This is a genomic window from Vibrio sp. RM-69-4 (assembly GCF_024743775.1).
GTDB classification, from domain to species: Bacteria; Pseudomonadota; Gammaproteobacteria; order Enterobacterales; family Vibrionaceae; genus Vibrio; species Vibrio anguillarum.
The window spans coordinates 109,393-124,752 of record NZ_JAMQXI010000032.1; the positions used below are offsets into that span (position 1 = coordinate 109,393).

The 15,360-nt window shown below is 44.3% G+C and carries 11 protein-coding genes and 5 tRNA genes; 4 read left to right on the forward strand and 12 right to left on the reverse strand.

The window, feature by feature from the left end; all coding sequences use genetic code 11:
- Positions 1-59 precede the first annotated feature (59 nt).
- On the forward strand, positions 60-1,814 hold the full coding sequence (locus NB504_RS03935; RefSeq protein WP_258428347.1) for a chromosome partitioning protein ParA: 1,755 nt from the start codon (positions 60-62) through the stop codon (positions 1,812-1,814).
- Positions 1,815-1,940: 126 nt separating this feature from the next.
- Here the strand turns inward: NB504_RS03935 and NB504_RS03940 are convergent, their stop codons facing one another.
- A complete protein-coding gene (locus tag NB504_RS03940; RefSeq protein WP_258428348.1) occupies positions 1,941-2,837 on the reverse strand; it encodes a response regulator in 897 nt (298 codons plus the stop codon).
- Between the two features lie 97 nt (positions 2,838-2,934).
- Between NB504_RS03940 and NB504_RS03945 the strand changes: the two genes are divergently transcribed.
- The gene (locus tag NB504_RS03945) at positions 2,935-3,684 is read left to right on the forward strand and encodes a chromosome partitioning protein ParA (protein ID WP_258428349.1); all 750 of its coding nucleotides are present in this window, start codon (positions 2,935-2,937) and stop codon (positions 3,682-3,684) included.
- Between the two features lie 34 nt (positions 3,685-3,718).
- Here the strand turns inward: NB504_RS03945 and NB504_RS03950 are convergent, their stop codons facing one another.
- The 10 genes from NB504_RS03950 to NB504_RS03995 all read right to left on the reverse strand — a co-directional run bounded on the left by NB504_RS03950 (position 3,719) and on the right by NB504_RS03995 (position 11,809).
- Entirely contained in the window at positions 3,719-4,645 is a 927-nt protein-coding gene (locus NB504_RS03950; protein ID WP_258428350.1) for an SPOR domain-containing protein, read from the reverse strand.
- Positions 4,646-4,811: 166 nt separating this feature from the next.
- Positions 4,812-5,750 (reverse strand): ABC transporter permease, encoded by a 939-nt coding sequence (locus NB504_RS03955; protein ID WP_010319654.1) that lies wholly within the window; start codon positions 5,748-5,750, stop codon positions 4,812-4,814.
- 2 nt (positions 5,751-5,752) lie between these two features.
- On the reverse strand, positions 5,753-6,730 hold the full coding sequence (locus NB504_RS03960; protein ID WP_013855660.1) for an ABC transporter permease: 978 nt from the start codon (positions 6,728-6,730) through the stop codon (positions 5,753-5,755).
- Between the two features lie 199 nt (positions 6,731-6,929).
- Entirely contained in the window at positions 6,930-8,486 is a 1,557-nt protein-coding gene (locus NB504_RS03965) for an ABC transporter substrate-binding protein (RefSeq protein ID WP_026027967.1), read from the reverse strand.
- 108 nt (positions 8,487-8,594) lie between these two features.
- Positions 8,595-10,310, reverse strand: coding sequence for an ABC transporter ATP-binding protein (locus tag NB504_RS03970; RefSeq protein ID WP_019281822.1), 1,716 nt, complete (start codon positions 10,308-10,310; stop codon positions 8,595-8,597).
- Between the two features lie 704 nt (positions 10,311-11,014).
- A tRNA-Pro gene (locus tag NB504_RS03975) sits at positions 11,015-11,091 on the reverse strand.
- A 146-nt stretch (positions 11,092-11,237) separates the two neighbouring features.
- Positions 11,238-11,313 (reverse strand) — tRNA-His (locus NB504_RS03980).
- Between the two features lie 75 nt (positions 11,314-11,388).
- A tRNA-Pro gene (locus NB504_RS03985) sits at positions 11,389-11,465 on the reverse strand.
- Between the two features lie 148 nt (positions 11,466-11,613).
- Positions 11,614-11,689 (reverse strand) — tRNA-His (locus NB504_RS03990).
- Positions 11,690-11,732: 43 nt separating this feature from the next.
- Positions 11,733-11,809, reverse strand: a tRNA-Arg gene (locus NB504_RS03995).
- A gap of 298 nt (positions 11,810-12,107) precedes the next feature.
- Here NB504_RS03995 and NB504_RS04000 point away from each other — a divergent pair.
- Positions 12,108-12,515, forward strand: a complete 408-nt coding sequence (locus NB504_RS04000; protein ID WP_088718017.1) for a cytochrome c5 family protein — start codon at positions 12,108-12,110, stop codon at positions 12,513-12,515.
- 69 nt (positions 12,516-12,584) lie between these two features.
- On the opposite strand, the gene rep is transcribed toward NB504_RS04000, so the two are convergent.
- The gene (rep, locus tag NB504_RS04005) at positions 12,585-14,603 is read right to left on the reverse strand and encodes a DNA helicase Rep (RefSeq protein ID WP_258428351.1); all 2,019 of its coding nucleotides are present in this window, start codon (positions 14,601-14,603) and stop codon (positions 12,585-12,587) included.
- Positions 14,604-14,742: 139 nt separating this feature from the next.
- Between rep and NB504_RS04010 the strand changes: the two genes are divergently transcribed.
- Positions 14,743-15,354, forward strand: coding sequence for a TetR/AcrR family transcriptional regulator (locus tag NB504_RS04010; protein WP_013855653.1), 612 nt, complete (start codon positions 14,743-14,745; stop codon positions 15,352-15,354).
- Positions 15,355-15,360 lie beyond the last annotated feature (6 nt).

A 15,360-nucleotide genomic window follows, 5' to 3' on the forward strand; every position in this document is an offset into this window, starting at 1 on the left:
ATTCGCCAGCAAAGTTGCATAGAAACAGAACCAATATCACAATAACAATGAGATTTAAGATGAAAAGACTAAGTTTAATCGCAATGGCAGTGGCTACTGCGTTAGTAGGCTGTGGTGGTGATGACTCATCATCCAGTAGTAACACCAACAGTAACACAGCTCAAAAAGCAGAAAAACCAGTGATTGCGATTCCTGCACAAGGGAAATTTATCGATGCCACCATTGAAGGCCTTCACTATACCTCTGGCTCAAAACAGGGTTTTACCGATGCTTACGGTCAATACAAGATTGACACTAATATTGCTAATGTCACCTTTATTCTTGGTGGCGAAATTGATGGTGATGTCGACGGCTTAGTGATTGGTAATGTGTCATCACGCCACATCACCACGCCATTTGAAGCAGCGGGCACTTTCCAACGTTCAGTTAACCTAGCCCGACTCCTGCTGACCATTAATGACAATGCCAATGATCAATTGATCGTGATCCCAGATGCGATCAAATCTCCAGATGCCGCTATGGTTTCCGCACTGAAACGTATCACGTTGGACGATATCGATAATTCCTCAGCAACTTTGCTTGGGCTACTAGGAAAAACTGGAGCACTAGTCAGTGCAGAAAAAGCGCAACAGCATTTAGGCGAATCACTGAGCGAACTCAAGCGCGGTTCTACTGACAAACTGACCCACTGGTCAAAAGGCTCGAATTGGGCATTTGTTGAACGCTCAGCGGATCAACGCGTTAGAAATACAGCAGGTAGTGAGTTTCAATGGGTGATTCATGCAGATCGTACTTTAGGTGATGAAGTATTTACTAAGACGGTCGGTTTAGCCGCAACCACATTTACTGCAGCGAATAATCACCTGTTAGTACACAAAGGTTCAAACGATAGTGGAATTTCAGGTGCTTTTGCTGCCCAATACCTCACTTGTGTGAAAGAGAACGGAACATTCTCTTGGTCTGGGAGCGAAGATAACAAGAAGCCGCTATGTAATGATACCGAGATCGCAGTTGCTCCAGAGCTCAACGATGTAGCATCTGGAAGTGGCCATTATCAACTATCTGTTACCGACCCCTTAGAAGCATCAACTGTAGATAAGACTTGGCCTTGGACCGAAATGAAAGAAATGGGCGGCGCTTATGCCTGTATGGCAGACGCTAGCTGTAGTGAGCAAACGCTAACCAAGTTTGAAGTGGTTACACGTGATGACTCCGATGCACAAGATGGCTCACAAATGCAAAAAGAGACCATTTCAGGCAGTTATGACCCGATCACGGATGTGTATGTACAAACGCGCAGTAAAGAATACCTCAATGGGGAGTATATAGGCCGAGTCGAGGAAGCGATCAACTTCATCTACCCTGTTGAAGCAGTGGGCCAAGATCGCTATGTGGACTTTATTGGTACTTGGCGCTCAGTGATGACTCAACCAGGCTGTTCTGAAGTAGCCGTAGCGACTTATACCTTCGATGCCAAGGGTTTAACCACGACGGGTAAAGAGCTCAATGGCAATGGTAGTGGTTGCTCTCTTGCTGATTTGAATGAAACCGTTAGCTACCAAGAGCTCGCGAATATGGATTACTGGTGGTTTACCACCAAAGCAGTGGGCGCGTCAAAAGCAACATTGGATCAGCTCAACACCACCATCCGTTGGAATGACCGTGATGAAGGCGACACGGTAGATAACTTTAAGATCAACCGCTTTAGCTACATTCCAGCTGGCACAAACTGGGATCGCGGCGTATTAGTACGTGACACTCTAAATCGTGATGGCGATAAAGTGCATACTCAGACACTCAGAAAAATCAAGTAATAGTGTTTATTAGAAGTAGATCTATCGGACAAAAATACAATCCATTGATAAATTAATAATCAAGGGAAAATCCTATTACCTATAAATAAATAGAAGGTTTTGAGCTCACTCAAAACCTTCTATTTTCTAAAATCCCACTAAAGTAATTTTCCCTTGGGCTAACGCCCCCATTTGGCAGGAAAAATCGACCCGTTTATCCGCTTCTTTGGCAAATAGGGTTTCGAGCTTTTCAAACGATTGAGGGATAAAACTGATATTTTTTAACTTCAAGCTTTTGCGGGTTTGATTATCAAGAAACGCTAATGCGGAAGCACTTAATACTTTCTGGCAAGTATCGAGAATATCTTTACTGACCATTTTGCTGTGTACCGCTTGTTGTAGTTGCTCTTTGGTAATGCTGGGGTTGCCTTTAGCAAAGACACAAACGGCGTAGATATCAAGCAGTGCCACCGCGCGCGGCTTTTGCGTTTCGCCATCTTCATAGACTGCCATCAAACAGGGAATTTTGCTCTCATCAAACGATTGGCGACGAATATTATTCAGCACGATTTCAGCACCCACCGTTCTTTTTAGCAGCTTTTCTAGTTGCGAAAGCTTTGGTAAAGCCAACTCATCTTGCAGATCGATCATCTCATCTAATTCAATGCAGCTCTCTTCCGCTCCTTGCACTAAAGGAAGCAACTTTTGGTGTAGTTCACCATCGTCAAACGGTTTCGATAACACAAACGACGCTCCAGCTTCAAGCGCCTGTTTGATTTGTTGCTCATCGGCCACCGTGGTGAGCATCGCCACCTTTATCCCGAGCTTACGTTTGGTGATCGCTTGTGTTAGCTCCAACCCTGTCATGCCGGGCATATGCCAATCTGTTAAGACAATATCTGGCTGCCAACTGCCAATCAGCTTGAGTGCGGCTTTACCATTGTCTGCCTTTTGAATGGACAAACGTCGGTAACCAAACGCCTCTAAGGCTCGTCTGACTATTTCAAGTGTCGCTTTACTGTCATCAACAATGAGAATCTTCACAGCGCATTTTTCTATGACCTAACTTGTTCAAAGTATAGGCACATTTTTTTACAACAACTAAACTTACCTGAAAATACAGCAACAAAAGTGGGTTTATGTGATGCCAATACAAGAGTTCCTCACCGAAAAGGTTTTATCGCTCTTAGCGATCGATCTCGGGCTTATTATCTTGTTGGCTTGGTTTTTTATCCTACTGCTGATCCTGCGTGAATTTAGGAAATTTGCGCATGGTTTTACTCGTAATAAAAGTGATAGCGATGAAGACACACTTCATCTATGCCAACAATCGGTTGAAAATGCGTTGAACTACACCGCCGAGCATAGCTCGACTCTGAATGATTTAATCATCATTCAAAAAGCGCTCGAGCAACAGGTTTCTCTCATCAAAAATTCCTCTTCTCAGGGCATTAGTGCAGAAGATCAGGCTTCAATTGATGATCTCAATGAAAAATTGAGTAAATCACATAAGTTGATCCGCAAGCTGAAAGGCGATCTCGATAAAAGCGTGAAAGGGTTACGAATGACGCGTAAAAAACTCTTTGCTCAAACTGATACCGTTGACAGTTTGAAAGAAGAAAAAGCCACCATCGAAAAAGAGTTTGAACAGTTAGAAGCGGAATACATTAAGATCAGTAAAGCGGGTGATTTCTACGAAATAGCAAAAAATTATCAAGCCGAGAAAAAAGAGCTTCTAGAGACCATTGAGAAATACAAAGAGCAAGCCAAACAAGGAGGTACTTCTGCCGATGTCGAAGCGATAAAAAAACAATTGTATCACATCAGTAAAGAGAAAGATTTTATCGAACAACGCTATCTACAGTTACTTGAAGAGGGAAAGAAAGAGTAGCGCTGCCGCCATTTCTGACGGCAAACTGAGAGACTTATTTAACGCAAATCACATTGAGTAATGAGGAACCTTTCAGTTGGCTGACTTTGCCGTTGGTAAAAAGCCCTTTTTGCGACCATCCCCAATAAGGTAAGTGCATTGGCCATTGGTTACTGTCCATCTGTTTTGAATCCAAAAGGCGTTGCCACTCTTCTTCCGTTACCAAGCGCATCGCCATTTTTTGGCAGGTTTTTTCTGCCACCTCATAATTTAGGCGGCTCCATGCTAGACCATGTTCCATATAGAACTGTTCATCACTCGAACGTAAATGAGGCACCACAAACTGCAAACCGTTTGCGGTGGTGCTCAAACGAATTTCAACCGCTGGCGGAACATTAAGAGCTGGCGCTTTGGTTGATGGTTTCGTTGATAATGGCGAACTCGCCATTTCCACTGGTGGTTTCGGTAAAGACTTTTTGGTGATTTGTTTTGCGGCAGACGTTGCTTGAGCGGAAGTTGTCTTTTTTATCGGCGAGCTAGACTGTGGGCGCCCTTTGACAACCTCACGAATGAAAGCTTCTTTGTAACCGGGGATTTGCTGGATAAGAGGCAGTTCTTTTTTTACTTGCTCATAATCAGTATAAGGACCGATTAAGCAACGATACGTGTTCGCTTCTGGTTTTAGCCATACATCGGTAGAAATATGGGTATAAAACGCTTTGGCTTTCAGCAAAGATAATGGCTTATTTAACACACCACACTGAATCCAAAAAGTGGATGATTGCCCTTTGGGCTTTTTCTTTCCCCATAAACCTTGCCCTATTGGGCATGCTTTATCAAGAATGGGCAGCTGATCGACAGAAGCTTGAGTCGCATCACAAAGAAAATCGTCCGCCCAAGCGGGTTGAAATAAAGCCAGCGACGCCAACACCGTTAGGCTTGATGTCACACACAGGGTCGTTTTCCGCATCAGGGTCATCATATTGAGTCCATATACTTGCTTAATAGTAGTGACAACATTACCGATTCAATGTTCCCTAGTTCAATGGATTTGGATTGGGTATAACAAAAATACTAGCAAAAAAAGAGCCGCATTTGACGGCGGCTTTTAGTTTAGGGATTTTCTTTAGCAAAAATCAATTGCCACATCACCCTTTGTAAATTTTTGGGTTAAAAACATCGCGTAGCCAGTCACCCAACAGATTGATCACCAACACTAATGTGACGAGTACAAAACCAGGGAAAGCCGTAATCCACCAAGCGCCAGAGAAGATGTAGTTAAAGCCCATGCTAATCAAAGCACCCAATGATGGCTGATCGACTGGCAAACCTAAGCCTAGGAAAGAGAGTGCCGCTTCAGACATGATCGCATTGGCAATTTGTACAGTTGAGATAACCAAAATAGGCGATAAACAGTTAGGTAAAATATGGCGAAACATGATGCGTGGCGATTTAAAACCCATCACACGAGCCGCTTCCACATACTCTTTTTTCTTCTCGGCGAGCACTGACGCACGAATTGTCCGCGCGTATTGTGGCCACTCAGCCACGCCAATAATCACCACCAGCATCACAACCGCATACTGACTATAAAATTCACTCCCAAAACTGGCTTTGAAAATTGCCGAAACAATGATCGCCACCATCATGGTTGAAAACGATAGCTGTACATCGGCAAAGCGCATCAAAAAGCTATCAATACGCCCACCAAAGTAGCCAGCGGAAAGGCCAATCACGATACCAAGTAGCAACTGTAAACCGACCGCCAAAAAGCCAATCGTCAGTGATAGACGCGAACCATACAGTATGGTCGACAAAATATCGCGCCCTTGCTCATCCGTGCCGAGAACAAAGCGCTCATCAGCTCCGTCCATCCAAGAGGGAGGTAATTCTGCATCCATCAGATCAATCGATGATAGGTCGTACGGGTTACTGGGGGCAATGAGTGGCGCAGCGACAGACAAAGTTAAGAATACCAAAAAGATGACGAAGCTGGTCATCGCCACTTTATCACGCAAGAAATAGTACAAAAAATCAGACTGTTTAAAACGCTCCCAACGAGATGGAGCAGCAGCAAATTGGCTCATGATTAAGCTCCTTTTCCAGTAAGGTTCACAGTCGGGTTAATCAGACCGTATAACAGATCGACAATGGTGTTGGTGACAACGAAAATCAGGCCAACGAATATGACGTAAGCGGTGATCAGCGGAGTATCAACTCGGTTGATCGCTTCAAGGAAAAGAAAGCCCGTACCCGGCCACTGAAAAACAGTCTCGGTTAAGATGGTGTAGGCCACCATAGTCCCAATTTGTACACCGCCGACGGTTAGCACCGGTAACATGGTATTTTTAAGTGCATGTTGGTAGTAAATTTTGTTCAATGCCAAGCCCTTAGCTTTAGCAAATTTGATGTATTCCGAGCTCAGCACTTCCAACATTTCAGAACGCACTAAACGAATAAACAGCGGCAGCATGATCGACGCCAATGAAACACAAGGCAGCACCAAGTGTGCTAATCCATCAGCCGTGAAAAAGCCAGATTCCCAACCCAACCAATTGGCGGTTTCCCCTCGTCCATACGACGGTAACCAACCTAACGTGATCGAGAAAACGTACATCAACATAATCGCAGTTAAGAACACTGGGATAGAAATACCAATACTGCTGCCCGCCATCACCACTTTGGTAAAGAAGCTTTTGGGATGAATGGCTGTGTAAACCCCTAATGGAATGGAACAGACAATGATGATTACGGTCGCACCGAGCACAAGCTCTAACGTTGCGATTAATTTATCGAGAATAACGTCTACCGCAGGACGTTTGAAAAAGTAGGACGTGCCTAAATCACCCTGCACTGCGGCCGTAATAAAACGAGTATATTTGGCAATGAAAGGATCATTCAGTCCAAGTTCATCGCGCAGCGCTTGGCGCTCGCTTTCTGAAACAGACTGCCCAACAAGCTCACGCAATGGGTCGCCTAAGTTATCCTGAATGGCAAACGCCACTAGACTGATCACAAACATCACTATCAGTGCCTGAAACAGGCGCTTGACCAGAAACGAAAACATTCCTTGCCCCTTAAACTATCCATGATGGTTCTTTTTAAAATTGAATTAACTTTAATAGGAACGAAAAAATTCAGCCTAAAAAATGACACTCGACCCGACTGAAATAAAGCAAAGTGCAGAGATCTTAATAAGGCATCCAAGCGGATGCCTTGAGTGACTTAAGCGCCGCCCACATTACATGAGCGGCCAACTTAAGTAATTACTCGCTAACGACTAGGTCGCCGAAATAAGGGAATTCCATCGCGTTAACAATCGGTTTGATATCTAAAGTAGATTTCGCCCCCCACGCTAGGTTTTGCCAATGCAGTGGAACAAATGCTGCGTCGTTGTACAAAGTCACTTCGACTTTTTGCAGCATCTGTGCACGTTTCGCAGGATCGGTTTCTACGTTTGCCGCTTCAACCAACTTATCCACTTCTGGATTTGAGTAGTGACCACAGTTGTACTGGCCTTTACCACTCTCTTCGTTACGTGTCATGGTTAAGAACTCGGTGAAGTTTGCTGAGTCTTCAGTATCTGAGTGCCAGCCAATCATTAACAGATCCGCGGCGCACTTATCAAACTCAGGCCAATATTGCGCTTTTGGCATGGTTTTAAGATCAACCTTAATACCAATTTTCGACAACATCGCCGCTGCAGCTTGTGCAACTTTCGCATCGTTCACATAACGGTTGTTTGGCGCGATCATGGTGAGCGTCAGCCCTTTCTCATAACCAGCCTCTTTCATCAGCTCTTTCGCTTTTTTCAAATCAAAACGAGGCACAAGGTTCGCGTCATAACCAGAATAACCCGCTGGGCCTTGTTGGCCAGCTGCTGTCGCAAAACCTTTCATGATTTTGTCAACGATACCTTGGTTGTTGATGGCATGAACAATGGCTTGACGCACGCGAACATCTTTCAGTGCTTCATTGCTGTTTTGGTTCATTTGGAAAGTGATGATGCGCGTACCCGGCAAGGTCACAAGATCAATACCTTTGGCTTCTTCCACACGTTTATGATCGTTTGGCGCAACAGGTGCAATCATATCCACATCACCCGAAAGGAGCGCCGCAACACGAGTGGCATCTTCTTTAATCGGCACTAGGGTTAGTTTGTCTACGTTGCCTTTTGATGCGCTATCCCAATAATCTTTAAAGCGTTCAAATTCCACTTTTACGCCTTGTTCGCGGAAAGTCACTCTAAATGGGCCAGTACCAGAAACGTTGGTCGAAGCAAACGAGTTACCGTGCTTCACAATTTCAGATTTCTCTTTACCATCAGCCGCTTTGCCCGAATAGAACTTGCTGTCCATAGGGAAGATGTAGGTTGCGGTTTGCAGAACCAGCGGATAAGCGCCTTTGGATACGATCTCGACGGTGTAATCATCCACTTTGACCATCTTTTCATACGGTTCAAAAATAGCTTTGAAATCAGGAGAATCTTGTAAACGATCGAACGTCCAGACCACATCGTCTGCCGTCATTTCGTTACCTGAATGGAATTTCACCCCTTTACGCAGCGTAAAACGGAACGTTGTATCATTGACACGTTCCCATTTCTCAGCAAGGCGAGGTTCAAAATCAAATGTCTGGGTGTAACGAACGAGAGGATCAAACACCATGTGAGACATTTGTAGCGTACCACCAGATAGCTGCTCATGCGGGTCAAGTGACACTGGGTCAGCATCATAAGCGACGGTAATATTGGCCGCGCTAGCTGCAAAGCTTAAGCCTGCCGCCATCAAAGCTACTGTTAGTTTGCTTTTCATGGTTTTCATTGCATAACTCCTTATGCGGGAATCCAAATCCCTAGTTGTTGTAATTGCTTCTGTTTATTCATTCCAAGCACGCTTGGTCATGATATCTCTATCTGTAACTTTTTTGGCTTACGCCGTTACTACATCTTCTCTTAAGCCCGTAAACTCAGGCATTAAAGAAATCAAATGCTGGCTGTATTGGTGTTGAGGTGACTTAAACAACTGCTCTGTAGGGGCGACCTCCAGTAAGGTCCCCATTTGCATGACCCCGACACGATCGCACATTTGGCGGATCACAGGTAAATCATGGCTGATGAACAGCATGGTCAAATTGAGCTCATCTTGCAGATCTTTCAATAGGTTTAAGATCTGCGCTTGCACAGACACGTCGAGTGCGGACGTAGGTTCATCACAAATCAATAAGCGAGGACGCGTGGCGAGTGCGCGAGCAATCGAAATACGTTGACGTTGACCGCCGGAAAACTCGTGCGGATATTTCACTCCCGCCATCTTACCTAGGCCTACGTGCTCTAAAAGATCATGCACAATTTGCCGTGTTTCCGCTTCGCTACGGGTTAATTTATGAAAACGAATCGGCTCGGCAATGATATCGAAAATCTTCATTCTCGGATTCATTGAGGTATAAGGGTTTTGAAACACCATCTGCATCTGGCGGCGCATCGGACGGCGCTCGTTTTCCGATTTCAGCGCAGTAAGATCAATCCCTTCAAAACAGACTTTGCCTGAGTTTGGAGCGTACAGACCCGCAATCACGCGTGCGATGGTTGATTTACCGGAACCTGATTCCCCAACCAAACCAAAAGTTTCCCCTTCAAACACCTCAAAACTGACGTCATTTGAAGCTTGGACATATTCACGGCGACTTTCAAACAATGAGTCTTTGGTCGTAAAGCGTAAATTCACGTTTTCTACTGTCAGCAGTGGGCCTGTGTATTGGCGATTATCTTGGCTCTGACCTAACCAATGGTTTTTAACATCCAGTGGTTTTAACTCACTTGCCTCTTCGATATAGCTCACCAGCGGAAAGCGATCGAGTTTTTTATCTGAGCGAGGAACGGCGGAAATCAAACTGCGCGTATAGGAGTGATCCGGAGCGCCCAACACTTTAGCTGTCGGTCCAAATTCAACCAAGTCACCGCGATACATCACCGCGACGCGATCCGTCACATTCGAGACCACACCCATATCATGGGTGACCAGCATACAACCAACATTGTTTTTAATGCATAGCTCGCGGATGAGGCTCAAGATTTGATCTTGAATAGAAACGTCTAATGCAGTGGTCGGTTCATCGGCAATAATAAGATCAGGTTCACCCGCCAGCGCAATGGCAATCACAACACGTTGACGCATGCCACCAGAGAATTGGTGTGGGTACTGCTTCAAACGGTTTTCAGGCTGAGGAATACCCACTTGCTTCATCAAAGAAAGTGCACGCTGATACGCTTCTTCCTCAGTCACTTTCATATTGGCGTGGATGGTTTCTGTCAGTTGATGTTCAACCGTAAATAGTGGATTAAGCGACGTCATTGGGTCTTGAAAAATAAAACCAATTTTAGAGCCGCGAACTTGGCGCATCTGCTCAGGCGATAGGCCTGAAATCTTCTCACCATCTAAGAACACATCACCACTGGCAATGAGACCGGGTGGGCTCAATAAATCGATAACCGCATTACCTACGGTCGATTTTCCGGCGCCTGATTCTCCCACAACCCCAACAATTTCACCCCGCTCGATATTAAACGAAAGCGATTTCACAGCAACGTGAACACCATGACGCGATGGGTATTCAATACGCAGGTTTTTTACTTCTAAAAGTGACATCCCAGACCTCTACGACTTGGGCAGTGTTGTGCCCTGTCTGTAACTACCTTTGAACAACAAAGCGTTCAAAGCCAGTAAAAATGAATCCATTCATACCAGTACAATATTCTGGTAATTAACAAGGCCATCAATTTGGCAAATATTTCACAGAAAAGCAACATCGATAGGATAAAAAGTCGATATCAAATCAAACCAAAGCAGTAACATCGTATTTTTATGCACCAAATATGCATTAATCATTGGTATGACCAATATTCTAGCACGCAGTAATACACCCCAAAACATAGACGTTAAGCCTAAGAAAACGCCAATTTACCATGCATTCTAAAAAAGAATGCAGAATAAAATTTCAAATTATATTTCGGCATATCACGTAACACATTAGAAACAAAAACCAGAATAACCAACAAAATGCCAGACTAAAAACTAATGATAAAGCAGAAAAGCAGTGAATTCATCTGAACAGAAAATTTAGGGTTTAGCCTTTAAACATGATAATTCACTGACTTAATGAAATAGGAGTCAATAAGGGATCGAACATTGAATAGAGAGAATGGTCTTTCAACTGAGGCTTATTAAGATGGCCGGTGAAGAGCCCGGTTTTGAAGATCAGGCGAACCCTACTTTGGCTCTCATTACCTTGATTAAGGCTCCAAACATCAGATATTAAAAAGCCCCAGTCTTTCGACTGAGGCTTATTAAGGTGGTCGGTGAAGAGGGATTCGAACCCCCGACCCTCTGGTCCCAAACCAGATGCGCTACCAAGCTGCGCTATTCACCGATACAAATTCATTTTTTGGAATTAACGAGAGGAAACCCTCTGGTCCGCTATTCCTAACATCAGGATGCACTATCAAACTAGGTCATTCACCGATGTATCTTTCTTCTCGATTTTCACCAAGAACGGAAACCGAAGTTACCGAATAATGGGGTGGCTAACGAGACTTGAACTCGCGACAACCGGAATCACAATCCGGGGCTCTACCAACTGAGCTATAGCCACCATCAAACTTTGCAATAACCGCTTGCTTGCCGTTATTTTTCTTTTCATTTTTAACCAATGAGAAGAAAAGAAAAGTGGTCGGTGAAGAGGGATTCGAACCCCCGACCCTCTGGTCCCAAACCAGATGCGCTACCAAGCTGCGCTATTCACCGATACAAATTCATTTTTTGGAATAAACGAGAGAGAACTCTCTGCTCCGCTATTCCTAACATTATGATGCACTATCAAACTAGTCTATTCATCGATGTAAATCTTTTTTCTCGACTTTCACCAAGAAAGGAAACCGAAGTTACCAAATAATGGGGTGGCTAACGAGACTTGAACTCGCGACAACCGGAATCACAATCCGGGGCTCTACCAACTGAGCTATAGCCACCACTGTTTTGCCAATTTGCTACTTATTTACATAAGCATCCGGATGGCGCGCCCGAAAGGATTCGAACCTTCGACCTTTGGCTCCGGAGGCCAACGCTCTATCCAGCTGAGCTACGGGCGCATGCCCTATCGGCGGAGTGGAATAATACGGAGTTCACACTAGGGCGTCTAGTACTTTTTCAACTTTTTTTATCGTTTGACGCCTTTTTCATCAGATAACCATTATTACCTCTATAATAAGGATGTGACTCACCCCTTGAAGATCGCAACTTGTTGTTTATTGCAACAACTTATCGGGATATAATCACCCAATATTTACATTGATTTAACAGCTTGAATGGCTTTTAAATCAGCCACACTCTAAATCTAAGTATAAATAGGTAAGCATGAACTTACCTTTGGAATATAAAGTGAGTTTAATGGATATGTCTCGACGAATCATAAGCGTGTTATTCGCTGCTTTAACCTTTTCTAGTGTTGCATTGGCAACCAGCCAAGCTGAATACGATGCCATTGCTGATCGCATTAAACCTGTAGGTGATGTTTACTTAGCGGGTAGTGAACCCGTTGCGGCAGAGCCGACAGGCCCTCGTGATGGCGCGCAAGTTTATGGTACATTCTGTATCGCTTGCCACTCTACAGGCATCAGTGGCGCACCTAAAATTGGCAATGCCGAAGAGTGGGCTCCACGTATCGCCCAAGGTAAAGATGTATTGAAAAATCATGCACTGCAAGGCTTTAATGCCATGCCAGCTAAAGGAACCTGTATGGATTGCTCTGACGACGAAATCGTTGCCGCCATTGAGCATATGATTGCAGGTCTTTAATACATTAACCCCTATAAAACAAAGGATTGGCTTTAATTCCAAACCTTTGTTTTTATTATCTTTTAAGCACTATTTCTTAAACATGGCAGCGCGCAAATTAGCAATATGACTTTGTCCTTTCGCCATTCGCTCTTCTTGACTTACTGGCTTTTTACTCTGTTCCCACTCAACATCGTCAAAGGGTAATTCATCCAAAAAGCGACTTTGTGTGGGTTTAAGCAGTTCCCCGTATTGACGACGTTCTTTACACATAGTGAAAGTCAGTTCTCGCTGCGCGCGAGTTATCCCGACATACATCAAACGACGTTCTTCTTCGACGTTGTCCTCATCGATACTGGTTTGATGAGGAAGAATACCCTCTTCAGTGCCAATCAAATAAACGTAAGGAAATTCAAGGCCTTTCGATGCATGCAGTGTCATCAACTGAACGGCATCACTCTCATCCTCTTCTTCACTTCGCTCCATCATGTCGCGTAGGGTTAAGCGCTGTACAACTTCTTTGAGCGATTTTTCTTGTTGGTCATAGTTGTCACCTTCAAGGTCGGCCACAATCCAAGAATAGAGATCAGAGACGTTTTTCATACGCATTTCGGCCGCTTTGGGGCTGGAAGAGGTTTCATACAGCCAATCTTCATAATGAATATCTCGGACTAACGATCGCACTGCTTCAACGGTATTGCCTCGTTCAGCTTGATCTGAGATAGCTACTAACCATTGCGTAAACTGACGCAAGTTGTCGAGCCCTCTTCCAGACAAATGATGCTCTAAGCCAAGTTCAAAACTGGCCGAAAACAAGCTTTTGCCACGCATATTGGCGTAACTACCCAATTTCTCTAACGTGACTGGGCCAATTTCTCGTTTTGGCGTGTTCACAATGCGTAAAAAAGCATTGTCATCGTCAGGGTTCACCAACACTTTGAGGTAAGCCATGATGTCTTTAATTTCGGCTCTGGCAAAAAATGACGTTCCACCGGATAACTTATAAGGCACGCGGTTTTGCAGCAGCGATTTTTCAATTAAGCGTGACTGATGATTACCGCGGTACAATATCGCGTAATCACGATATTCGGTGCGATTGAGAAATTTATGCGCAATCAGTTCACCAGTGACCCGCTCCGCTTCATGATCTTCATTTTTCGCTAGCAAAACTTTGAGTTTTTCACCCTCAGGGATCTCAGAAAAAAGCGTTTTCTCATACACGTGTGGGTTGTTAGCAATCAGAATATTGGCCGCTCTCAAAATACGGCTGGTTGAACGGTAGTTCTGCTCAAGCTTAATCAGTTTAAGATTTGGGTAATCTTGCCCCAACAACACGAGGTTTTGCGGTTTCGCCCCTCGCCAAGAATAGATGGATTGATCATCATCACCCACCACGGTTAAACGGCCACGTTCTCCAACCAACAATTTCACTAACTCGTATTGACTAGTATTGGTATCTTGATATTCATCCACCAGCAAGTAGCGAATGCGGTTTTGCCAACGCTGACGAACTTCGGCGTTGTTTTGCAATAACAGCACCGGCATTAAAATAAGATCATCAAAATCGAGCGCGTTATACGCTTTCATTTGCTTTTGATAAAGATCGAAGCAGTAAGCGAACTGCTGTTGTTGTTCACCTTGAGCAAAACCTTTCACTTGCTCTGGCGTCAACATGTCGTTCTTCCAGTTGGAGATGGTGCTGAGCAATTGGCGCAGCAGATCTTTATCGCCCTCAAGCTGTTTCTCTGTCAACTCTTTGAGCAGCGCAAGCTGATCTTGGTCGTCAAACAGAGAGAACCCCGCTTTCAAGCCCAAAAATTTATATTCCCGACGGATAATATTGAGGCCTAAAGTATGAAATGTGGAAACGAGCAGCCCTTTTGACTCAGCTTTTCCAAGCGTTTGTGCTACCCGCGCCTTCATTTCTCGAGCGGCTTTGTTAGTAAATGTAACGGCAGCAATGTTGCGCGCTTTATAATCACACTGTTGAACCAAGTAAGCGATCTTGTTGGTAATTACGCGCGTTTTACCCGAGCCAGCCCCCGCCAATACTAGACATGGGCCCGATACATATTTGACGGCTTCGTCTTGTCTTGGATTCAGCTTCATGAGGTACTCGTATCACTTTTATTTGGGCCGTCTATGATAATGCCGCGCTTTACTGATTACTACGTCATTCACCATAAGATTTTTGTCATTTTACTACACTAGTGTATTGCATAAGGGGCTATAGTTTGGTCTATAATGAATGAACGTTCATTCACTGTGGGATGTCAGCATGTCTAACTGTATTCACGTGGATAAGTACCAGCAGATATTGGTGGCCGCTGAAAAGCTGATCGCTGAATCTGGATTTCAAGGCTTATCGATGCACAAATTAGCCAAAGAAGCCGGTGTCGCAACGGGAACAATTTACCGTTACTTTGATGACAAAGATCATCTTCTCGTGACCGTTCGCTTACACGTTTGTCAGCACATTGCTGACGCGGTGCAAGCCAATATTGATGATGAGATGCCTTTGAAAGAACGCTTTAAAATGATGTGGCTTAATATCTGGGAATTAGCACAATCAAGCAGTGCAACACTCAGCAACCGAGTTCAATATGAATCATTGCCAACAACAATCAGTTGCAATGTTAAGGAACTTGAGCGAAAAATGTTTGCCAAAGTGGATTTACTATTTGATCAAGGTAAAGAGCAGGGATTATTCAAGCCGTTGGATAACCAGATTTTGTCTGCTTTAAGCTTCGAAACAACGGTCGCCCTTGCCCGTAAAAAAGCGATGGAATGTTATCAACTGGATGACAGCGCACTCAGTGCCGTGATTGACGCCAGTTGGGATGCAATTACTCAACACTAACTTGGA

Excerpts from the sequence above, each read along its gene's own strand:
- NB504_RS03935 (WP_258428347.1), top strand. The coding sequence starts at position 60 with ATGAAAAGACTAAGTTTAATCGCAATGGCAGTGGCTACTGCGTTAGTA.
- NB504_RS03950 (WP_258428350.1), bottom strand. The coding sequence starts at position 4,645 with ATGATGACCCTGATGCGGAAAACGACCCTGTGTGTGACATCAAGCCTA.
- NB504_RS03955 (WP_010319654.1), bottom strand. The coding sequence starts at position 5,750 with ATGAGCCAATTTGCTGCTGCTCCATCTCGTTGGGAGCGTTTTAAACAG.
- NB504_RS03960 (WP_013855660.1), bottom strand. The coding sequence starts at position 6,730 with ATGTTTTCGTTTCTGGTCAAGCGCCTGTTTCAGGCACTGATAGTGATG.
- NB504_RS03965 (WP_026027967.1), bottom strand. The coding sequence starts at position 8,486 with ATGAAAACCATGAAAAGCAAACTAACAGTAGCTTTGATGGCGGCAGGC.
- NB504_RS03970 (WP_019281822.1), bottom strand. The coding sequence starts at position 10,310 with ATGTCACTTTTAGAAGTAAAAAACCTGCGTATTGAATACCCATCGCGT.
- NB504_RS04000 (WP_088718017.1), top strand. The coding sequence starts at position 12,108 with ATGGATATGTCTCGACGAATCATAAGCGTGTTATTCGCTGCTTTAACC.
- rep (WP_258428351.1), bottom strand. The coding sequence starts at position 14,603 with ATGAAGCTGAATCCAAGACAAGACGAAGCCGTCAAATATGTATCGGGC.
- NB504_RS04010 (WP_013855653.1), top strand. The coding sequence starts at position 14,743 with ATGAACGTTCATTCACTGTGGGATGTCAGCATGTCTAACTGTATTCAC.